Source organism: Microbacterium proteolyticum, from assembly GCF_029639405.1.
Classification (GTDB): Bacteria; Actinomycetota; Actinomycetes; order Actinomycetales; family Microbacteriaceae; genus Microbacterium.
The window spans coordinates 3,666,488-3,686,900 of record NZ_CP121274.1 but is presented as its reverse complement, the minus strand read 5'-3'; the positions used below and the strand labels follow the sequence as shown (position 1 = coordinate 3,686,900).

Genomic DNA, 20,413 nt, shown 5'->3' with positions numbered 1-20,413 from the left:
GTCATCGAAAGGAGGCACCGATGAGTGCTCTGCAGAGAATGTGGCTCCGCACCCGGGTCGCCACCGCCATGGTCGCGGCCCTCAGCGCGGGCGCCGTGGCGGTCATCGCCACCGGGGTGGTCGACGGCTCGTCGGCGACCGAAGCGGCGACGTCGTCCACCACCTCGTCCGACACCGCCGTGTCGACCGCGACGCCGACGCCGTCGGCATCCGCGACCGCTGAAACGTCGGACGCCGCGACCGCTGACACGTCGGACGCCGCGACGACCGACACCTCCGCGACGACGGATGCCACGACGACCGACACCACCGCCGGCACCGCGACCGAGTCGAGCTCGGGGGCGTCCACCTCGGACAGCTCCTCCGGTTCGTCCTCCGGATCGGTCTCGTCGTCGCAGTCCACGCAGTCCGACGCCACCTCGAGCGGGTCGTGATGCGCGCCTCCTCCCTCTGGAGCCTCTGGTCCACCGATGCCGTCCTCGTCGTCGACGGCGACACGGAACGGCTGCCGCGCGGCATCCGCGACATCGACGAGCTGCGCGACGCCGCCCGCGAGATCGCCGACCGCGAGCTCGCCCTCGTCGATGCGGCCCTCAACCGCTTCCGCGGCGATAGCGAGCTGAACCGCATCGCCGCCGACCTGCCGACCGGAGCCCCGATCAGCGCGCTGCTCACCGAGTACGTCGGCGCGGCCCTCGACGCCGCCCGCCTCACCGAGGGAGCCGTCGACCCGACCCTCGGCCGCCACCTGAGCGCGCTCGGCTACGACCGCGACATCGAGCTCGTCCTCGACGACGACCGGCCGGTGCGCGCCATCGCGACGGACGTCGCCGGATGGCAACGGGTGGAGCTGCGGGGTCGACGCCTCCGGGTGCCGGCGGACCGCACGCTCGACCTCGGCGCCACGGCCAAAGCGCTCGCCGCGGATCGCGTGGCGGCGACCATCGCCGCGCGCCTCGACTGCTCGGTGCTGCTGTCGCTCGGCGGAGACGTGTCCACGGCCGGCCCCGAACCGCGCGACGGATGGCACGTGCGCGTCCAGGACCTCCCCGACGAGCCGGCGACGACCGTGCGGGTGACCGCGGGCCACGCCGTGGCCACGTCGAGCACCCTGCGGCGGCGGTGGATCCGCGGCGGCGAGACGATGCACCACATCGTCGATCCCCGCACGGGGCTGCCCGCGGATCCGATCTGGCGCACCGTGACGGTCGCCGCATCGCGCTGCGTCCTCGCCAACGCGTACGCCACCGCCGCGATCGTCCGCGGCGCCTCGGCCCGCGAATGGCTGGCCGACCGTGCGCCCGCACGACTGGTGGACCGCGAGGGTCAGGTGCACACCGTCGGCGGCTGGCCGGCGGACGACGCTCCCGCGCACGCCGCGAGGGAGGCGATGAGCCGTGGATGAGGCGCTGTGGGCCCTCGGGCGCGGCACTGGGGTCGTCGGACTCGTGCTGTTCAGCCTCGCCGTCGTCGGCGGGATCGTGGTCCGCTCCGGCGCCCCGCTGCCGGGCCTCGGGCGATTCGGTGCGGCACGCCTGCACCGCGACATCGCGCTCCTCGCGACGGTGTTCATCGGCATCCACCTGGTCTCGCTGCTCTTCGACAGCTACGCCCAGTTGGACGTCGTCGACTTCTTCGTGCCCTTCCTCGCGGCCTACCGGCCCGTGTGGCTCGGACTCGGCACGCTCGCGATCGACCTCGTGCTGGCGGTGGTGGTGACCGCGTTGCTGCGGCACCGGATCGGTGCCCGCGTGTTCCGCTTCGTCCACCGCGGCACCTACCTGCTGTGGCCCCTGGCCCTCGCCCACGCGATCGGCGCGGGAACGGATGCCGCCGAGCCCTGGTTCCTCGCGACGGTCGCGGCGTGCGCTGTGGCGGTCGTGGCGGCGGTGTCGTGGCGTCTGGTCCTCCGGGCCCGCGAGCGCCGCGCCGCCGATCCCGTCGCCCCGGTCGAACGTCCGCGTGCACGGGTGGGGGTGGCCTCGTGACCGCGTCGCGCCTCTTGTCGGCCACCGGCCCCGACCTCGCCGCCCACGTCGCGGCGTTCGGTGCCCGTCCGTCACCGTCCCTCGACCGTCTCCTCGGCGAGCTCGAGAGCGCGGGGCTGGAGGGGCGCGGCGGGGCCGGATTCCCCGTCCACCGCAAACTCGCCGCCGTCGCTCGGGCCGCGGTCCGCGGCGGGGCCCCGATCGTCGTCGGCAACGGCAGCGAGGGCGAGCCGCTCAGCGCGAAGGACCGGGTGCTGCTGCAACGCGCCCCACACCTGGTCATCGACGGACTGCTGATCTGCGCTGAGGCGTTGGGTGCCGACGAGGCCCACCTCGTGGTGCATGCCGATGCGCGACTCGCGGTCGAGAAGGCCCTGGGCGAACGGCGGGATGCCGCGATCATCCGGCTGCACGTGGCCGATCACGGTTTCGTCGGGGGCGAGGCCTCGGCGCTCGTCGCCGGTGTGTCCGGGCGCCCCGGTGTGCCCTCCGACCGGGTCGTCCGTCTCGCCGAGCGGGGCCTGCGCCGCCGGCCGACGCTCGTGCAGAACGTCGAGTCGCTCGCCCAGGTGGCCGTGATCGTGCGCAGCGGCGCCGAGGCGCACCGGCGTCACGGCCGCGCCGGCGACGCCGGCACCCGGCTGGTGAGCGTCAGCGCGCCCGGAGCGGCGCCGATCGTGTGCGAGGTCGAGGGCGGAACGCCGATCACCGAGATCCTGGCCGCGGCCGGGGTCATGCACGAGCCGGCGGCCGTCCTGGTCGGAGGATTCCACGGCACGTGGCTCCCACCCGAGGCGCTCGACGCGCCCCTCTCGCCCCGCGGCCTCGACGAATGGGGGGCGTCGCCCGGCGCCGGCGTGCTCCACGTCGTCTCCCACGGCGACTGCGGCATCCGTGCGACGGCCGACATGCTCGCCTTCCTCGCCGCGGCATCCGCCCGGCAGTGCGGGCCGTGTCTGAACGGCCTGCCCGCGATCGCCGCGTCGATGCGGGCGCTCGCCGCGGGGCGGGACACCCGGGACGAACTGCGGCGCATCGCCGGCCTCGTCGACGGTCGGGGCGCCTGCGCGCACCCCGACGGAACCGTCCGACTGCTGCGGAGCGCGCTGACGGTGTTCGCGGACGATGCGCAGGCCCACACGGAGGGGCGCTGCCGCGCCGGAAGAAGGGTGAGGTCATGACGAAGAACCTGCACGTGGACTGGACCGCCTGCACGGGGCGCGGGGTCTGCGCGGAGCTGTTGGCGGGCGTGGTGCGCACCGACGACTGGGGGTACCCGCTCGCCGAGGGCGGAACCGACATCGTCGTCCCCGCGGGCCGCGAACGCGACGCCCGGGATGCCGTCGCCCTGTGCCCGCGCCTGGCCCTGACCTGGAGAGGCTGATGTCGGCGCGGTCGGCTCGCCCCACCCCCGTGGAGAGGGCATGCTGATCCCCATGGTCATCGCACGGCATCCGCTCACCCGCCCCGACGGATCACCGATCCGTGCCCTCGTGGTCGACGACGAGGTCAACCTCGGCGAACTGCTGCGCATGGCGATGGCGAACGAGGGGTGGGAGGCGCGGGCGGTCACGAACGGCCGGGAGGCGCTCGACGTCATCCGCGAGTTCGACCCCGACCTGCTCGTGCTCGACGTCATGATGCCCGGTATCGACGGCGTCGAGCTGCTCACCCGTGTCCGCGCCGGCGGCAACGACGTGCCCGTGCTCTTCCTCACCGCGAAGGATGCCGTGGAGGACCGCATCGCCGGGATCGCGGCCGGCGGCGACGACTACGTCACCAAGCCCTTCAACCTCGAGGAGGTCGTGCTGCGCCTGCGCGGCATGGCCCGTCGTCACGTGGCCGCCGCGGCCGAGGCGGACAGCCTCCTGCGGGTGGGCGACCTGTCCCTCGACGAGGACGCCTACGAGGTCCAGCGGGCCGGGGTCGCCATCAAACTCACCGCGAAGGAATTCGAGCTGCTCCGCTACCTCATGCAGAACGCGCGCCGGGTCGTGAGCAAGACGCAGATCCTCGACACCGTGTGGGGGTACGACTTCGGCGGCAGCAGCGGGGTGGTGGAGATCTACATCTCGTATCTGCGGCGGAAGATCGACGCGCTCGGAGAGCCGTTGATCCACACCGTGCGCGGTGTCGGGTACACCATCAAGTCCTCATGACCCGCCGGCCGCTGACGCTGCAGAGGGCCCTCGTGATCGGCGCGAGCGCCCTCGTTGCCATCGCCCTCCTGATCATGGGCGTCGCCACCCTCACGGCGCTGCGCGCCTTCGTCTACGACCGCCTCGACGAGCAGGTCCAGGGCGGTCTGATGATGGTGGGAGGACAGCGCGACGGCGGACACGGACAGTTCTCCGGCACCGACGCCGGCGCGTCTCCGGCACCGGGCCCGAGCCCCTCCAGCACGAGCGGGTCGGGCGGACGGGGGCCGTCGCCGCGCGTCGGTTCGCTCCAGCTCGTCGTCGCCGCGGACGGGAGCGTCCAGTCCTCCAGCTATACGCAATCGGACGGAACGGTCGTCACCCTCTCGACAGACCAGGTCGCGATCCTCCAGGCGGACGTCCCGACCGACGGGGTGCCCGTCACGGCGGACCTCGGCGAAGACCTCGGGGCGTTCCGCGTCGCGGCGCGGGACTCGGACGGATCGACCGTGTTCTCGGGGATCTCGCTCGCCGATTCGGCCGCGACGACGACCGCGTTGACGACCATCCTCGTCGCGGTGGGCGCGGTGACCCTGCTCGCGGCGATCGCGGGGCTGTCCGTCCTCGTCCGCCGGGCCCTGCGTCCCCTGGACCGCGTGGCCGCGGTCGCGCAGCGCGTGTCGGGACTCTCCCTCGGTCGCGGCGACGTCGACATCCCCGACCGGGTCGCCCAGGCCGACACCGACACTCGGACCGAGGTCGGACGGGTGGGCGCGTCGCTGAACGACCTGCTCGGGCACGTGCAGGCCGCGCTCGCCGCGCGGGCGCACAGCGAGAACGAGCTGCGGCGATTCATCGCGGATGCCAGCCACGAACTGCGCACGCCCCTGGCCAGCGTCCGCGGCTACGCGCAGTTGACGCTGTCGGGGCCGGAACCGATGTCGTCGACGCAGCAGCGCTCGCTCGAGCGCATCGAGTCGGAGTCGCGGCGCATGGGGACCCTCGTCGAGGACCTCCTGCTCCTCGCCCGGCTCGACGCGGGCCAGCGGCTGCGGGTGGACGACGTCGAGCTGCCGCTGCTGGCGATCGACGCCGTCAGCGACGCGCAGGCCGTCGACCGGGAGCGGGAGTGGCGGCTGGACGTCGCGTCGGACGACCCGCTGACCGTTCCGGGTGACGAGGATCGGCTGCGCCAGGTGGTCGCGAATCTGCTGCGCAACGCCCACACCCACACGCCGCCCGGGACCGTCGTGACGACCTCGATCCGCCGCGAGGGCGACGAGGCCGTGCTGAGCGTGACCGACACCGGCCCCGGGATCGACCCGGTCGTGGCCGACACCCTGTTCGAGCGCTTCGCGCGGGGGGATCGGGCGCGCAATCGCGACGCGGGGAGCACGGGACTCGGGCTCTCGATCGCGCAGGCGATCGTGCTCGCGCACGGCGGTTCGCTCGCGGTGCGGAGCCGACCGGGGGAGACGAGCTTCACCGTGCGGCTGCCCGCGTTCCGGTCCTCCCCCGTCACAGCGGACGCATAGCGTTCCACAGCCCACGCCGAGGAGCGGGGAGGGACCGGTTAGTTCCCCGTCCGTAGACAGGGGGCATGGACAACGCACCCCGCTTTCCCGGATCCCCGGGCGATCGAGAGCCCGCTCCGGGCACCTCGCCCGACCCGTCGACGCCGGCCCCCGACGCCCCCGGCGGTCGGCAGCGGGCCGGCGGCCGCGTCGTCACCCGGCGCACCGTCCTCCTGGGCGGTGCGGCGGCGCTCGTCGCCGTCGGTGGCGGAGCGTGGTGGGCGGCCGACCGGTTCCTCATCCCGCACGTCCAGGTCGCCGACGTCTCGTCCTACGAGGCCGAGCACGTCAGCTCCGCGGCGAGCGCGGCCGCGGACGCCGCCGCGACCGCGACGGCCTCGGCCGAGACCACGCTGACCGACACCTCGTTCAGCGACGGCGCGACATCCATCGCCCTCTCCACCGTCTCGACCGGGTCGGGTTCGTCGGCGCTCACCTACTACGTGGCCGAGGTGACCCTGGGGGATGCCACGGCCCTGCGCTCGGCCTTCGCCGACGACCAGTTCGGCGAGAACATCATCCAGACCACGAGCGAGATCGCCGAGGCGCACGGCGCCGTGTTCGCCGTCAACGGCGACTACTACGGGTTCCGCTCGACGGGGATCGAGATCCGCAACGGCGTGGTCTACCGCGACGAGCCCGCACGTCAGGGGCTCGCGTTCTTCCTCGACGGGCACGTCGAGGTCTACGACGAGACGCAGACCTCCGCCGACGCCCTCGTCGCGGCCGGGGTGTGGAACACCCTCAGCTTCGGTCCGGCGATCGTCGAGAACGGCACGGCGGTGGCGGGGATCGACTCCGTGGAGATCGACACGAACGTCGGCAACCACTCGATCCAGGGGGATCAGCCGCGCACGGCCATCGGTGTGCGGGGCGATAACGACCTCGTGTTCGTCGTCGTCGACGGCCGTCAGTCCGGCTACAGCGACGGCGTCACGCTCCCCGAGCTCGCCGACATCCTGATCTCGCTGGGCGCCACGACGGCCTACAACCTCGACGGCGGCGGAAGCTCGACGATGTACTTCAACGGCAGGGTCGTCAACTCCCCGTCCAACGGCGGCGAGCGCGGCACGAGCGACATCCTGTACGTGGCGGGCTGACCGGTGTTCGTCCTGATCCCCGCCTTCGAGCCCGGCCCCGCGCTCCCCGGACTGGTCGCCGATCTGCGGCGCGCCGATCCCGATCTCGACGTCCTCGTCGTCGACGACGGGAGCGGCCCGGCGTTCGCCGAGGTGTTCGCGGGCGCGCGGGAGGCGGGCGCCCGCGTCGTGACGCACGAGGCCAATCGCGGCAAGGGCGCGGCCCTGAAGACCGGGCTGGCCGACATCGCCGTCCACTTCCCGGATGCCGATGTCGTCACGGCCGACGCCGACGGCCAGCACACGCCGTCCGACGTGCTCCGCGTGGCCGACGCGCTTCGCGAGGACGCCGGGCGCGGTCGAAGTGCGCTCGTCCTCGGGGTCCGGGATTTCGGCGGCGACGTGCCGCTGCGCAGCCGGGTCGGCAACGCGGTCGCGCGGAGCCTGTTCCGCGTCGCCACGGGGCGCCGCGTGACCGACACGCAGACGGGCCTGCGCGGCATCCCCGCCGACCGGATCCCCTGGGTCCTCGGCATCCCGGGGGAAGGGTTCGAGTACGAGCAACGGGTGCTCCTGCGTCTGGCGCCCGACGGGGTGGCGGTGCGGGAGGTGCCGATCGCGACGGTGTATCTCGCGCGCAACGCCTCCAGCCACTTCCGTCCCGTGCGGGATTCGCTGCGGGTGCTGATGCCGGTGCTGCTGTTCGCCTCGTCGTCGCTCGCGGCGTTCGTCGTCGACACGATCGCCCTCTTCGTCCTCGACCTCGTGACGGGGTGGCTGGTGCCCTCGATCGTCGCCGCCCGCATCCTCTCGGCGACCGTGAACTTCGTCGTCAACCGCCGCGTGGTCTTCCGCGCCCGTGACCAGGCGGTGACGGGTCAGGCCGTCCGTTACGGCGTGCTGGCGCTGGCGCTCCTGGCCTCGAACATCGCGTGGATGTCCTTCCTCACCGAGAACGGGCTCGCCCTGCTTCCGGCGAAGGTCGTCACCGAGGGCGTCCTCTTCGTCTTGAGCTACGGCGTGCAACGCGCGCTCGTCTTCCCCCGCGCGGATGCCGCGCCGCCCGCCCGCACCGTCCGCGCCGACACGGCCCCCCTCGTGACCGCGGATCCGGATGCCATGACCACCACACCCATCACAGGGAGAATCCGATGACCACCACCGCCCTTCTGCTGGCGGCGACCGATCTCGTCGCCGCCGTCGTCCTCAGCGCCGTGTACTTCCATCGCCACCGCCGTCGCGACCTCGTGGTCGCGTTCCTCGGGGTGAACGTGGGCGTGCTCGCCGTCGCGTCCGTGCTCGGCACGGCCGAGGTCGCGCTGGGCCTCGGACTGGGGCTCTTCGGGGTGCTGTCGATCATCCGGTTGCGCTCGAGCGAGATCAGCCAGCGCGAGGTCGCCTACTATTTCGCGGCTCTGGCGATCGGCCTCATCTGCGGACTGCCCCACACCGACTTGGCGACCCCGTTGCTGTTGGTGGGACTGATCGTCGCCGTCCTGGCGATCGCCGACCACCCGCGTCTGCTGTCGCGCGCGCGGCACCAGACGGTGCACCTGGACCGGGCGATCGCCGATGAGGCGGAGCTGCGGGCGGAGCTCGGTCGTCTGCTCGGAGGCGAAGTGACCGCGCTGACGGTGCAGCAGCTGGATCTCGTGGATGACACCACGCTCGTGGACGTGCGGTACCGGGTGCGCCCCGCCGGGACTCCCGTCGCGTCGCGGGTGGATCCCGCACTGGGCTCCGAGGTGCGGGCGGCGGCGCCCGCCGACACCGGCTTCGCCGACCTCCTCGGCGGCGGGCGATGAGCGCCCGAGAGCGCGTCGGCGCTGCGCTGGATGTCCTGCCGCCGGTGTCGCTCGAAGAACTCACCGAGGATGCCGCTCTGCTCACGCGCGTGGATCGCAAGTACCTCGTGCCCCTCGCCGCCGCGGGGGAGCTGCTCGAGGAGCTCGGTCGGAGGGCGGACGCGCCGCGGGTTCTCGAGATCGACGCCCGGCGCGAGATGGCGTACCGGTCGGTGTACTTCGACACCCCCGACCTGCTCAGTTTCCGGCTCGCCGCGCACGGGCGCCGGCGGCGGTTCAAGCTGCGCACGCGTTCGTACCTGGACACCGGGTCGACGTTCCTCGAGATGAAGACGCGGGGAGCGCGGGGCGCGACGCAGAAGGATCGCGACGCCTACCCGGCGGCCGTGCCCGACCGTCTCACGGCGGCGGCGCGCGACGAGGTCGCTCTCGCCCTGGATGCCATCGGCATCCCCGCCACGCGCGCCGACGACCTCGACTCCCGCCTTCAGACCCGATACCGGCGAGCGACCCTGCTCCTGCCCGGTGACGGGGGAGCGCCGTCCTCCCGGGCCACCGTCGACCTCGACCTCGAGTGGATCGATGCGATCGGCGGCGGGTTCACCCTGCCCCGCTTCGCGATCGTGGAGACCAAGTCGCCGGGGCGCGCCGGACGCCTCGACCGTGCGCTGTGGCGCGCGGGTCACCGGCCGGCGCGTATCAGCAAGTACGCCACGGGCCTCGCCGCCCTGCATCAGGATCTGCCCCGCAATCGCTGGGCGAGGGTGCTCGCGGGTCCCCTCGCCTCCGCCGTCCCCACTCCCGACCCCGACCGAAAGGACGCGCCATGCGCCGCCGCCTGATCCCCTTCGCCCTCCCGCTGGCCGTGGCCGGCCTCGTCCTCGCCGGGTGCGCCGTCACCGCTCAACCGGGGTCCTCGACCGACACGTCGACCTCGACGTCGCAGACCACTACCGAGACCATCGCCGAGGTGGACTCGACCATCCCCGCGGCGGCCGCCGACCTTCTCGCGGCGAACGCCGACGGAACGGTCGTGAAGGACGACGAATGGAGCATCGCGGATGCCGTCGACGTCACCCTCTCCGGTGCCACCGCGACGAGCAGTTCGTCGGCGGTCGCCGTCGACGGGTCGACCGTGACGATCTCCGCCGCCGGCGTCTACCGCCTGAGCGGCACCCTCGACGGTCAGGTGGTCGTGGACGCGCCCGAGGACGCGCTCGTCGTCCTCGTGCTCGACGGCGCGACCGTGACGAACGCCGACGGCTCGGCGATCCACGTGGTCTCCGCCGACGACGTGGCCGTGAATCTCGCGGCGGGTTCGACGAACACGATCACGGGGGCGAGCTCGGCCGACGCCGACGCGAGCGCGGCGATCTACGCCGACACCGACCTGACGATCTCGGGCTCGGGGTCGCTCACGGTCACCGACTCGGGCAACGACGGGATCTCCGCCACCGACGACCTCGCGATCATCGGCGGCACGATCACCGTGGATGCCGCCGACGACGGTCTCCGCGGCAAGGACTCGCTGGTGGTGAAGGACGGAGCCGTCTCGATCACCGCGGGCGGCGATGCGCTCAAGAGCGATCAGACCGACGACGCCACGCAGGGATACGTCTGGATCGCCGGGGGCACCATCGACGCGACCGCGGGCGACGACGGCATCGACGCGCAGACCGACGCCGTCGTCACCGGCGGCGCGATCACTCTCGCGACCGACGACGACGGCATCCATTCCGAAACGGCTCTGGCCATCGCCGGCGGACAGATCGACATCACCCGCTCGTACGAGGGAATCGAGTCGGCCGACATCCGCATCGCCGGCGGAGCGACGAGCGTGACCTCGTCGGACGACGGCGTGAACGCGTCCGGGAACTCGACGTCGGGCGGTGGCGGCATGGGCGGAGGCGGAGGCATGCAGGACTCCGGCGAGACGCTCACCATCTCGGGAGGAACCCTGCGGATCGACGCCGACGGCGACGGGCTGGACTCCAACGGCACGATCTCGATGACCGGGGGCGAGGTCACGGTCTACGGCCCGACCTCGAACGGCAACGGCGCGCTCGACTCCAACGGCGGCATCACGGTCTCCGGCGGCACGCTCGTGGCGATCGGCAGCAGCGGCATGGCCGAATCCCCGGAGACGTCGTCGGCGCAGGGCTGGCTCGCCGCCGCGGTCGACGGCTCCGACGGCTCGTCGATCCAGATCACGGATGCCACGGGCGCGGTGATCGCGTCCTACACCGGTGTGAAGGACTTCCAGACGGTGGTGTTCTCGTCCGCCGCGATCAGCTCCGGTCAGTCGTACACCGTGACGGTGGACGGCACGGCGACGACGGTGGCGGCCGGTCAGGCCGTGTCCGGCGGGATGGGAGGAGGGATGGGCGGCGGCCGCCCCTGAACGACCGCGCGGGGCCGTGGAACGGGGCAGCTACTCCCGTCCCACGGCCCCTTCGACGTTCCCAGCCCGTTCATAGGATCGCTTAGCCGGGGGAGAGTGCCCGATCCGTACCGTCGGAGTCCGTTCCCCCGACCCCCAGGAGACCGCCATGACCGGACAGCTCGACGCCGACGCAGTGGTACTCACCAGCCGATTCGCGCCCGAACGCGACGGGGGCTACGCGGTGGCGGTGCTCTCGCGGCTGCTCACCCTGCGCAGCGCGGGCGCGCGGCATCCCCTGCTCCTCACCCTGGACGTCGGTTCGTCGGGCGACCGCGAGCGCGCCGTCGAGTACGCGCACGCGCACGGGGTGCCGGCGGGATCCTTCACGATGCGCAATCTCTTCGACGAGGCCGTTCGGGATCCGAGCTGGCTGCGCGCACGGGCCTTCCCCGGTGGACCGACGCCGGGCGTGGCCTACCGCGAGGTCCGCGACGACCGCGGTGCGCTCGTCGTGTCGCTCCCGGTCATCGCCGACGCGGCCTGGCACCTGTCCAAGGCGAACGTGGTGGTGCACGGGGGAGCGGGCGACCGGGTCCTTCCCGGCTTCGCGGCGTTGTACGTCGCATGGCTCTCGCACGTGGCCGAAGGCCTGCGCGACGCGGCGGGTGATGCCGAGCGTCGCCTGGTCGTGATCTGCGAGTCCCGGCAGGTCGGAGAGACGCTGGATCGGTGGCGCGACCCTCGGGTGCGCATCGTCCACACCGTCCACAACTCCCACCTCGCCCACCCGTCCGATGCCTCGGCGCCGGTACGCGACGAGGGATGGCGACGATGGCTGGACGCGCTCGACGGTTTCGACCTGGTGCTCTGGCCCACCCGAGCCCAGGCGCGAGAGGTCGACGAGCGATTCCCGCACCGGGTGCGCTCCGCCACGGTGCCCTCGGCGATCCTGCCGCGCCGTACGCGCCGGGTCCCGTCACGGCGTCGTGACGACGTGGTGGTCATGGCGTGCCGGCTGGTCGAGCAGAAGCGCGTCGACCTCGCCATCCGCGCCTGGGAGGAGGTCGTGCGATCGCGACCGGGCGCCCGCCTGGAGGTGTACGGCGACGGCCCGTTGCGCGAGCACCTCCGCGCGATGATCCGCGAGCGCGGGTTGGACGAGGCGATCCGTCTGCGCGGTCACGACGACGATGTGCGCGCGGCGATGGCGAAGGCGCGCGTGTTCCTGTCGACCAGCGCGTTCGAAGGGCAGGGGCTCGCGATCGTCGAGGCGCTGTCCGCAGGTGTGCCGGTCGTGTCGACCGACGTGCGCTACGGGCCGGCCGAGGTGATCGGCGACGGCGGGATCCTCGTCCCGGCGGGAGACGTCGCCGGGATCGCCGCGGCCGTGGTGTCGCTCCTCGGCGACGATGCCCGCTGGACGCGGACGTCGGAGCGGGCGCGTCGGGCCGCCGCGCGGTTCATGCCCGAGACGGTGGGGGCACAGCTGCGTAGGGAGCTCGAGGCAACACTCGCGGAGCCGGCGACACGGCTCTGCGCGCTCGCCGACTCCTGACCGGCCGCCGACTCTCGGGTCGACGCCGCTCGGGCGGCGACGCTCGGGCAGCGTCGATCGCGGCCGCGGCCGCGCTGCTGCCCGACGACGTCGGCGGCGGACGGGCCTCGACGACCCCGCCCAGGCCGAAGCCGATCGGCGCCGATCCGCATAGCGGTCCGGCGCCGATCGGCTCAGGCGGCGACGCCGACGGAAGCTGTCTTCTCCGCGGTGTCGTTCCGCTCCGCGTCGGCGGCGGGGGCCGCCGGAAGCTCCGGCTCCTCCGGGTCGACCACCGCGGCGGCCAGACGTGCGGGGTGCAGCTCGGGGAGCGCGTCGAGCGCGATCCGCGTGGGGTGGGCGGAGCTGCCGACCACGATGAACCGCTGTCCGGGGCGGATCCGCGCGAGCGTCTCGGGTGCCGAGAGCACCTCGGCCCACGGATCGGCGGGCGTGGGGGCGTCGGATGCCGCCGCGCTCACGCTCTCGTCGGCCGCGTTCGCGGGGCGCGGGGTCTCGGCATCCGGTGCCGGGGGGCCGATCTCGGCGGGGGCGTCTCGCAGCGCGCTGCGCACGATCTCGCGCGGGTCGTAGCGGCGCCACTCGTCGGGGTTCCACTGGTCGCGCGTGAGGCCGGTCTCCTGCTCGAACTGCGTGGTCGCGGCATCCCAGCGTCCGCGGGCCGAGCGGGTGAACGCCGAGAGGCGACGCGCGTAGTCGGGCAGACGGGTCGGCCCGATCAGCACGGCGGCGATCAGCATCACGAGGACGAGCTTCTCGAGGCTCATTCCGAACATGGGGTCATCTCCGGTCGAGGGCGTCGCGACGCGCACGCCGACGGTCGGCGAGGTGCGTGATCACGAGGGCGGCGGCGAACAGCGCCGACATGGGCGCGGCCACCAGGAACATGGACAGGACGTCGGCCGCGGGCGTCACCAGCGCGCTGAAGAGGACGATGGCGACGACGACGATGCGCCAATGGCGTCGGATGGTCGAGGACGAGACCAGACCCACGGCGTTGAGCAGCACGACGAAGACGGGCAGGACGAAGGCCACGCCCGTCGCCGCGACGAGCTTCACCACGAAGTCGACGTAGGTGCTCGCGTTCAGGATCGAATTGTCCTGGTCGGAGGAGAAGCTCGTCAGCACTTCCACGACGTGCGGGAAGATCGTGAACCCGAGAGCGCACCCGCCGGCGAACAGGACGATCGCGGCGGTTGTGTAGCCGGCCGTCATCCGCCTCTCGCGGGGCGTGAGGCCGGGGGAGACGAACGCGAACAGCTCGTACAGCCAGACCGGACTCGACAGGATGACGCCCGCGACCACGGCGATCTTCACCTTGAGGTCGAACGCGGCGGAGACGCTGTCGTAGTTGAGGCTCGCGTTCCGGGCCAGCGCGATCTGCTCGATGGGGTCGCGCAGGATCTCCAGGATGCCGCCCGACAGGGCGTAGCCGGCGATGATGCCGACCACGAGTGCCACCGCCGCGCGCATCGAGCGGACGCGGGCTTCGCGCGCGTGTCCGGCGAGCGGCATCACCGCCCGTGCGGCGACGGTGGCGGCGCTCATGCGCCGGACCTCTGCGGAACGGCGTCGGCCTCGGCCGTGCGCGGTGCGGCGTCGGCGACCGACGTGATGGCGGTCGTCTCCGGCGCGGGGGAGCGGTCTGCCTCGGATTCCTGCTTGAGGATGCGCATCGACTGGCCGACGCTGCGTGCGAGGGCGGGGAGCTTCGCGGCGCCGAAGATCAGCACGACGACCGCGAGGATGAGGAGGGCGTGCCAGCCCGTGAGGTTCTGCAACATGGGGTTCTCTTTTCTGGGTGGGGAGGAATCAGGGACGGGATCCGCCGCCGCCGCCGGGCGAGGACACGCTGGCCTGGGTGGTCGCGTCGATCGCGACCGCGAGGGTGCCGACGTAGCCGGTCGAGGGGTCGCCGGTGAAGGTGCCCATCTCGAGGTCCCACCCGTCGGAGAAGACGTTGTCGTTGGAGAGGCTGCCGATCTGGGCGAGGTTGCGCGCCGAGCCGGGGTAGGTGTCGAGGGCGTAGACCGCGTCGAGCATGTCCTGCGGGAACGCCACCTGCGAGGTCGCGATCTGGTTCGACACGTTCGTCGCCGAGGCGGCATCCGGGTACACCTCGAAGTGGATGTGCGTCCACCGCCCGGTGTAGCACCCGGGGACGATGGTGGTGAAGGTCACTTGGCCCTGCGCGTCGGCCACCTGGATGCCACGGAGGTAGGTCTCGTCGATGACCGCGTCGGAGTACATCGAGTACAGGCCGGCCGCGTCGCAGTGCCACACGTACACCGCGGCGCCCGCGTACGCGGCGTTGCCGTTGGCCAGGTCGCTGAGGGTGAAGGTGAACGTCAGCGGCACGCCCTCGGCGGTCGCGCCGCCGTCGAGGCTCGAGCGGATGTCGCTGCGGACGATGCCGGACTGGTTCAGCACGTCGACGCCGTTGGTGCCGTCGGCGGGGTAGGGGCCGTTCGTCTCCTGCGGGATCTCCTCGGACGCGTACGCCGCGGCGGCCGCGGTCGCCGTCGGAGTCGCCGAGGCGGTGGCCGTCGCCGTGGCGGACGGGGTGGCGGTGGCCGTGGCCGTCGCGGTGGATGCCGCGGTCTGCGGCGCGCACGCGGCCAGCGCGACCGCGCCGGCGCCGAGTCCGACGATGCCGAGGACGTTCCGGCGGCTGACGAGGGTGCGCATGTCGAAGGACGCGCCCTGGTCGACGACCTCGTCGTCGGGTCGGTCGAGAAGTCGGCCCTCGTAGGCGGGGCCGAGGGGGGTCTGGTCGGGTTCGGGGATGCGGGTCATGGTTGCTCCTGATGCCGGTCGTTTCGGGGACGACCTCAGCATCGGGGGCGGACACTCATGGCATCCTCATCGCGCCTATGCGCTTCCTATGTGCGTTCGGTCGCCGCGTCGACGAGCGCCTCGGAGATGTCGCGCGCCGTGCGACTGGTCGCCCCCGGGTCGCGCAACCGCATCGCGAGGTCTCCGGAGACGACCAGGAGCAGTCGTCCCGCCAGGGTCTCGGGATCGCGCGCACCCGCGGCCCGGGAGAGGGCGCGGAGCCGCTCGAGGTAGGCCTCGGTCTCGTGGCGCAGCGCATCGGCGACCGCGGCCGGCGGATCCGCGTACTCGGCGGCGGTGCCGAGGAAGGCGCACCAGCGGGCGCCTTCCGGCCGTGCGCGGAACGCGTCCAGGGCGTCGAACACGGACAGCAGTGCAGCCCTCGGGGTCGGGGCGGCGGCGATGGCGTCGTCCCAGATTCTCAGCCAGTGCGCGTGGCGCCGTTCGAGGGCCGCGGCGACCAGCGCGTCCTTGCTGGGGAAGCCTCGGTACATCGTGGCGGCGGACACGCCGGCGCGGTCGAGGACGGCGTCGATCGGGGTGGCGGCCACACCCTGCGTGAAGAACAGTTCGTCGGCCGCATCGAGCAGTTTCGCGGTGGTGCTGGTGCGCAGGCCCATCCCAGCACCATAGACTCGCGAAAGTGAAACGATCGTTTTTGTTGCGAACGCCGGGGGTCGTGTCGTCCGCGCTCCTGCTCATCGCCGCGACCTACGGTCTCGTGCGCCTGTCCTTCGGGCTCCTCCTCCCGGACGTCCAGCGCGACCTGGGGTTCGGCGCCGACTTCGCGGGAGTGATCTCGGCCGGCGGTTCGGCTCTCTACGTCGTCGGCGCCGTCGTCGGTTTCTTCGCCGCGCGGATGCCGCGGGCGCTTGTCGCCACGGCGGCGGCCTCCGCCGCGCTCGGCGCCACGACGATGGCGCTCGCCACGAACCCGGTCGTCTTCGCGGTGGCGGCGGCGGTGGGATCCGCCGGGGCCGGACTCGCGTCGCCCGGGGTGGTCGGCGTGCTGCGCGCGCACCCCGCCACGGCATCCCGCCCGGCGTTCCAGGACATCGCCAACTCCGGAACGGGCCCGGGCCTCGTCGCCGCCGGGCTCCTCGCGCTCCTGCTGCTGCCGGAGTGGCGCATCGTCTGGGCGGTGGCCGCGGTCGTCGCCGTCGCCGCCGGGGTCGGTGTGCTCCGCGCCTCGCGGTCGCCGGCGCCGTCCGACCGGCGTGCCGCCCTGCCGCCGACGCCCTGGTTCCTCGCCCACGCGCGGCCGACCGCGGCCGCGTTGGCGTTCGGGGCCGGTTCGGCTGCCGTCTGGACGTTCGGCCGGGTCGCTCTCGTGGATGCCGGAATGGATGCCGTGTCCTCCACCCTCGTGTGGATCGCCCTGGGCGTCGGAGGCGCCGCCGTGGCGTTCACGTCGCCGCGCATGTCGGCCGCGGGGCCCGGGCGCACATGGGTGCTCACGTGCGCGCTCGCCGCGGGCGCGACGCTCGCCCTCACCGCGACCGGCGGGAACTTCGCCGTCGCGATCGTGGCGTCCGCCGTCTTCGGCTGGGCGTACACGGCGGCGACGGGAGCGCTCATCGGCTGGACCGCGCAGATCGATGCCGGCCGGTCGGCGGCGGGAACCGCGCTGCTGTTCATCGTGCTCGTCGCGGGGCAGGGGATCGGCGCCGGCGTCCTCGGGGTGCTCGTGAATCCGTGGGGCTACACGAGCGTCTTCGTCGTGGCATCCGTCGTCGTCGTGGGGGCGGCAGCGGGGGCGGTGCGGGCGCCACGGTCCTGACGCCGGGCGCTCTTCCGTGCGCGGGACGCCCGGTCTACCGTGGGCCTCACCGTAACTCTCCCTCGAAGGATGCCGCCATGCCCACGTCGCTCGTCGTCTACCTCTCGTTCGACGGTCACGCCCGCGAGGCGATGACCTTCTACCAGTCGGTCTTCGGGGGCGAGCTCTCGATCTCGACGTTCGCCGACTTCGGCATGACCGACGCCCCCGCCGACGGGGTGATGCACTCCGAGCTCCGCGCCGAGGGGTTCACGGTGATGGGAGCGGATGCCTTCGCCGAACCGGCCGGAGGCTGGGGGAAGGGACGAGCTCAGGCGGCGTTCATGAGCGACGAGACCGACCGCGTGGCCGGGTTCTACGAGCGGTTCGTCGAGCGTGGTTCCGAGGTCGTCCAACCGTTGGAGAAGCAGGTCTGGGGCGATTTCTACGGTGAGCTCGTCGACCCCTGGGGCGTGGCGTGGATGTTCAACATCGCGGCGCCCGACGGCTGGGCGAAGACCGGCAGCTAGCGGCGGCCCGAGTCGTCCACGAACGCGCGCACCGCCTCCGCAACCTCGGCGGATGCCGGGTACACGTGCTCGGCGGCGGGGAAGGCGCCCTCACGCACCTCGCGGGCGTATGCCTCGACGGCCTCGACCATCGCGTCGCCGACGGCGGCATACCGCTTCACGAACACGGGCGCGCGCCCCTCGGTGATCCCGAGGAGGTCGTGCTGCACGAGCACCTGTCCGTCGGCGGAGCCCGCCCCGATGCCGATGACCGGGATGCGCAGCGCCCGGCGGATCTCGTCCACGACGTCGGCGGGCACGGCTTCGATGACGACCGCGAACGCTCCGGCATCCTGAACGGCGAACGCATCGCGCGCGACGCGGATCGCGTCGTCGGCGGTACGGCCCTGCGCGCGGAGACCGCCAAGGGCCGTCGCCGTCTGGGGCGTGAGGCCGACGTGGCCGACCACGGGGATGCCGGCGTCCACGATCGCCCGGAGCCGTGAGAGCCGGGCGGGGTTCGCGCCCTCGAGCTTGACCGCGTCGGCGCCGGCCTCCTGCACGAAGCGCACCGACGTCGCGACCGCCTGCTCGTCGCTCCGCTCGGTGCTGCCGAAGGGGAGGTCGCACACGATGAGGGGGGTCTGCACACCCCGGCGGACGGCCTTCGCGAGCATCAGCATTTCGTCGAGCGTCACCGACGTCGTGTCGGGGAGGCCGAGCACGACCTGTGCGCCGGAGTCGCCGACGAGCACCATGTCGACGCCCGCGCGCTCGGCGACGCGCCCCGACACGAAGTCGTAGGCCGTGACCATGACGATCGGCGTCCCCGCGTCGGCGAGCTCGCGGAGCCGTCGCAGCGTGACCTTCGGACTCGTCATGCGTGACTCCTTTCGGCGGTGCCGAGGGTGATGCGATCGTCGACGCCCGGCGTGAGCACCACGTTGTCGATGAGCCGCACCGGCCCCACGCGCACCGCCAGCGCGAGCAGCGCGGGCCGCTCGACCTCATCGATCGGGTCGAGGCTGTCGGCATCCACGATCTCGACGTACTCGGGGTCGAGACCGTCGAGTTCGGCGCGCACCGTGTTCGTGAGCGACTGGGGCTCGTGGATGCCACGGGCGAAGGCATCCTGCGCCGCCCGGAGCGCCCGCGGGATCGCCGCCGCGATCGCGCGGTCGTCGGGCGAGAGACGCGTGTTGCGGCTGGAGCGCGCGAGCCCGTCCGTATCGCGGGAGGTGGGCCGCGTGACGATCTCGACCGGGATGCCGAGGTCCGCCACCATCCGGCGGACGACGACGACCTGCTGGGCGTCCTTCGCCCCGAAGTAGGCGCGGTCGGGCTGCACGGCGAGGAGGAGCTTGGCGACGACGGTGGCGACGCCGTCGAAGTGCGAGCGCCCCCGTTCCGCGCCCTCGAGCGTGCCGGTGATGGCGCCGCCGACCGAGACCGTCGTGGCGAAACCGTTCGGATACATCTCGGCGACGGACGGTGCGAAGACCACGTCGACGCCCGCCTCCGCGGCGAGGGCGACATCCGCCGCCTCGGTGCGCGGGTAGGCGTTCAGGTCGGCGGCTTCGCCGAACTGCGTCGGGTTGACGAAGATCGACAGCACGACCGTGCCGTTGGCGTTCCGCGCGGCGCGCAGCAGCGACAGGTGCCCCTCGTGGAGAGCCCCCATGGTGGGAACGAAGCCGACACCGTCGGCGCGGCGCGGGGCAAGCACGGCGCGCAGTTCGGCGACCGTGCGAACGATCCGGGCGCTCACGGGGTCGCCGTGATTCCGGCGCGCTGCGTCGCGGCCAGGTCTTGCGTGGCTTCGACGAGCGCGTCGAAGAGCGCGAGGCGATCGGGGAGTCGCTCGGCGATCGCGGCCCGCTGTCGGTCGACCGTGGCGGCGTCGCCGCGCGAGACGGGCCCGGTGAGGGCGGAGGCCGCTCCCCGCTCGGCCCAGTTCTCGACGGCCGCGCGCACGAGCGGCACGAGGGCCTCACGATCGACGCCGGCGGTGGCGGCGAGGTCTTCCGCCATGCCCTCGAGCGTGACGAGGAAGTTCGCCGCGATCGACGCGGCCGCGTGATACGCCGCGCGATCCTCGTCGCGGACCGTGACACCGGTCATCCCGAGCACGCCCGCAAGCGCTGCGGCGACCGCGTGCGCGCGCGGGGTCGTGCCCGCGAGAGCGGCGGTCACCCCCGCGAAGGAGGCCCCGGCGCCCGTGACGGTCATGAGCGGATGGATGCCGAACGCCTCGTGCGGCGCGAGCACCGACAGGTCGAGCGCGCCCGACAGGTGCCCGACGAGCCGGCCGGGCGCGAGGGCTCGCGCCGCGTCGGCGATCGCGGCATCCGGGACAGCCAGGAGCACGATGCCCGCATCCGCGCCGTTCTCGCCGCGGCCCGCGGGGCCGACCACAGGCACGCCCGCGTCCAAGAGTGCGGCCGCGAGTGCGCGGCCCATGCGGCCGTCGCCGACGACGAGCACCGGCGCGTCGTGACGCAGGGCGGAGAGCGAGGAGGTCTTCATAATGTGGGGCGGTGCCCGCACGGGCGGCTGCGCCGGATTCCAGGGTATCGCGGCGTGGGTGGGGAGGTGATGGCAGGAGGCGGAGAGGGGCTGTTCGGCGATGCAGACCAGGAACTGGGTACTGGTGGCGCTTGTGACGCAGCAGTCGACGGAGAGGATCGTGTTGCGGACGTAGTCCGGAGGCTCGCGCGCAAACTGCCGCGATCCTTCGGCGCGATCCTGTCAGACGTCCCCAATGGTTGCTCCGCGGTTGAGCTCGGCT

Annotated in this window: 23 protein-coding genes; 15 read left to right on the top strand and 8 right to left on the bottom strand. The window is 72.9% G+C overall.

Annotation, left to right across the window (positions count from 1 at the left end; genetic code table 11):
* Positions 1–20 precede the first annotated feature (20 nt).
* The 13 genes from P8R59_RS18460 (at position 21) to P8R59_RS18400 (ending at position 12,522) form a co-directional block, all read left to right on the top strand.
* Positions 21–434 (top strand): hypothetical protein, encoded by a 414-nt coding sequence (locus P8R59_RS18460; protein WP_278102244.1) that lies wholly within the window; start codon positions 21–23, stop codon positions 432–434.
* Complete coding sequence (locus P8R59_RS18455; RefSeq protein WP_278102243.1) at positions 434–1,405, top strand: FAD:protein FMN transferase; 972 nt, start codon at positions 434–436, stop codon at positions 1,403–1,405. Before P8R59_RS18460 ends, P8R59_RS18455 begins: the two co-directional genes overlap by 1 nt.
* Positions 1,398–1,988 carry a ferric reductase-like transmembrane domain-containing protein gene (locus tag P8R59_RS18450; protein ID WP_278102242.1) on the top strand — a complete coding sequence of 197 codons (591 nt, stop codon included), beginning with the start codon at positions 1,398–1,400 and terminating at the stop codon, positions 1,986–1,988. The genes P8R59_RS18455 and P8R59_RS18450 overlap by 8 nt, the downstream gene beginning before the upstream one ends.
* Positions 1,985–3,169: an NADH-ubiquinone oxidoreductase-F iron-sulfur binding region domain-containing protein gene (locus P8R59_RS18445; protein WP_278102241.1), complete on the top strand. Its 1,185-nt coding sequence runs from the start codon at positions 1,985–1,987 to the stop codon at positions 3,167–3,169. Before P8R59_RS18450 ends, P8R59_RS18445 begins: the two co-directional genes overlap by 4 nt.
* The gene (locus P8R59_RS18440) at positions 3,166–3,372 is read left to right on the top strand and encodes a ferredoxin (protein ID WP_278102240.1); all 207 of its coding nucleotides are present in this window, start codon (positions 3,166–3,168) and stop codon (positions 3,370–3,372) included. The genes P8R59_RS18445 and P8R59_RS18440 overlap by 4 nt, the downstream gene beginning before the upstream one ends.
* Before the next feature lie 40 nt (positions 3,373–3,412).
* Positions 3,413–4,147, top strand: a complete 735-nt coding sequence (locus tag P8R59_RS18435; RefSeq protein WP_283284377.1) for a response regulator transcription factor — start codon at positions 3,413–3,415, stop codon at positions 4,145–4,147.
* Positions 4,144–5,661 (top strand): sensor histidine kinase, encoded by a 1,518-nt coding sequence (locus P8R59_RS18430; RefSeq protein ID WP_278102239.1) that lies wholly within the window; start codon positions 4,144–4,146, stop codon positions 5,659–5,661. The genes P8R59_RS18435 and P8R59_RS18430 overlap by 4 nt, the downstream gene beginning before the upstream one ends.
* Before the next feature lie 65 nt (positions 5,662–5,726).
* Positions 5,727–6,800, top strand: a complete 1,074-nt coding sequence (locus P8R59_RS18425) for a phosphodiester glycosidase family protein (RefSeq protein WP_278102238.1) — start codon at positions 5,727–5,729, stop codon at positions 6,798–6,800.
* Between the two features lie 3 nt (positions 6,801–6,803).
* The gene (locus P8R59_RS18420; RefSeq protein WP_278102237.1) at positions 6,804–7,934 is read left to right on the top strand and encodes a GtrA family protein; all 1,131 of its coding nucleotides are present in this window, start codon (positions 6,804–6,806) and stop codon (positions 7,932–7,934) included.
* Positions 7,931–8,584, top strand: coding sequence for a DUF4956 domain-containing protein (locus tag P8R59_RS18415; RefSeq protein WP_278102236.1), 654 nt, complete (start codon positions 7,931–7,933; stop codon positions 8,582–8,584). Before P8R59_RS18420 ends, P8R59_RS18415 begins: the two co-directional genes overlap by 4 nt.
* Complete coding sequence (locus P8R59_RS18410; RefSeq protein ID WP_278102235.1) at positions 8,581–9,426, top strand: polyphosphate polymerase domain-containing protein; 846 nt, start codon at positions 8,581–8,583, stop codon at positions 9,424–9,426. The genes P8R59_RS18415 and P8R59_RS18410 overlap by 4 nt, the downstream gene beginning before the upstream one ends.
* Complete coding sequence (locus P8R59_RS18405; RefSeq protein ID WP_278102234.1) at positions 9,411–10,985, top strand: carbohydrate-binding domain-containing protein; 1,575 nt, start codon at positions 9,411–9,413, stop codon at positions 10,983–10,985. Before P8R59_RS18410 ends, P8R59_RS18405 begins: the two co-directional genes overlap by 16 nt.
* Positions 10,986–11,133: 148 nt before the next feature.
* Positions 11,134–12,522 carry a glycosyltransferase gene (locus P8R59_RS18400; protein ID WP_278102233.1) on the top strand — a complete coding sequence of 463 codons (1,389 nt, stop codon included), beginning with the start codon at positions 11,134–11,136 and terminating at the stop codon, positions 12,520–12,522.
* A 173-nt stretch (positions 12,523–12,695) separates the two neighbouring features.
* Here the strand turns inward: P8R59_RS18400 and P8R59_RS18395 are convergent, their stop codons facing one another.
* From P8R59_RS18395 to P8R59_RS18375, 5 genes are all read right to left on the bottom strand, one after another.
* On the bottom strand, positions 12,696–13,298 hold the full coding sequence (locus tag P8R59_RS18395) for a hypothetical protein (RefSeq protein ID WP_278102232.1): 603 nt from the start codon (positions 13,296–13,298) through the stop codon (positions 12,696–12,698).
* 4 nt (positions 13,299–13,302) lie between these two features.
* The gene (gene tatC / locus P8R59_RS18390) at positions 13,303–14,070 is read right to left on the bottom strand and encodes a twin-arginine translocase subunit TatC (protein ID WP_278102231.1); all 768 of its coding nucleotides are present in this window, start codon (positions 14,068–14,070) and stop codon (positions 13,303–13,305) included.
* Entirely contained in the window at positions 14,067–14,306 is a 240-nt protein-coding gene (locus P8R59_RS18385) for a twin-arginine translocase TatA/TatE family subunit (RefSeq protein WP_278102230.1), read from the bottom strand. Before P8R59_RS18385 ends, tatC begins: the two co-directional genes overlap by 4 nt.
* 28 nt (positions 14,307–14,334) lie before the next feature.
* Positions 14,335–15,318, bottom strand: a complete 984-nt coding sequence (locus P8R59_RS18380) for a 3,4-dioxygenase subunit beta (RefSeq protein ID WP_278102229.1) — start codon at positions 15,316–15,318, stop codon at positions 14,335–14,337.
* Between the two features lie 86 nt (positions 15,319–15,404).
* Positions 15,405–15,977, bottom strand: coding sequence for a TetR/AcrR family transcriptional regulator (locus P8R59_RS18375; RefSeq protein WP_278102228.1), 573 nt, complete (start codon positions 15,975–15,977; stop codon positions 15,405–15,407).
* 59 nt (positions 15,978–16,036) lie between these two features.
* Between P8R59_RS18375 and P8R59_RS18370 the strand changes: the two genes are divergently transcribed.
* Positions 16,037–17,137 (top strand): MFS transporter, encoded by a 1,101-nt coding sequence (locus tag P8R59_RS18370; protein ID WP_278102227.1) that lies wholly within the window; start codon positions 16,037–16,039, stop codon positions 17,135–17,137.
* 77 nt (positions 17,138–17,214) lie between these two features.
* Entirely contained in the window at positions 17,215–17,646 is a 432-nt protein-coding gene (locus P8R59_RS18365; RefSeq protein WP_278102226.1) for a VOC family protein, read from the top strand.
* Here P8R59_RS18365 and panB read toward each other — a convergent pair.
* From panB to P8R59_RS18350, 3 genes are read right to left on the bottom strand one after another with little or no spacing between them, the layout of a single operon-like run.
* Complete coding sequence (gene panB / locus P8R59_RS18360) at positions 17,643–18,506, bottom strand: 3-methyl-2-oxobutanoate hydroxymethyltransferase (RefSeq protein ID WP_278102225.1); 864 nt, start codon at positions 18,504–18,506, stop codon at positions 17,643–17,645. The two genes, P8R59_RS18365 and panB, sit on opposite strands and share 4 nt — an antisense overlap.
* Entirely contained in the window at positions 18,503–19,393 is an 891-nt protein-coding gene (gene panC, locus P8R59_RS18355; protein ID WP_278102224.1) for a pantoate--beta-alanine ligase, read from the bottom strand. The genes panB and panC overlap by 4 nt, the downstream gene beginning before the upstream one ends.
* Complete coding sequence (locus P8R59_RS18350; protein WP_278102223.1) at positions 19,390–20,151, bottom strand: Rossmann-like and DUF2520 domain-containing protein; 762 nt, start codon at positions 20,149–20,151, stop codon at positions 19,390–19,392. Before P8R59_RS18350 ends, panC begins: the two co-directional genes overlap by 4 nt.
* Positions 20,152–20,413 lie beyond the last annotated feature (262 nt).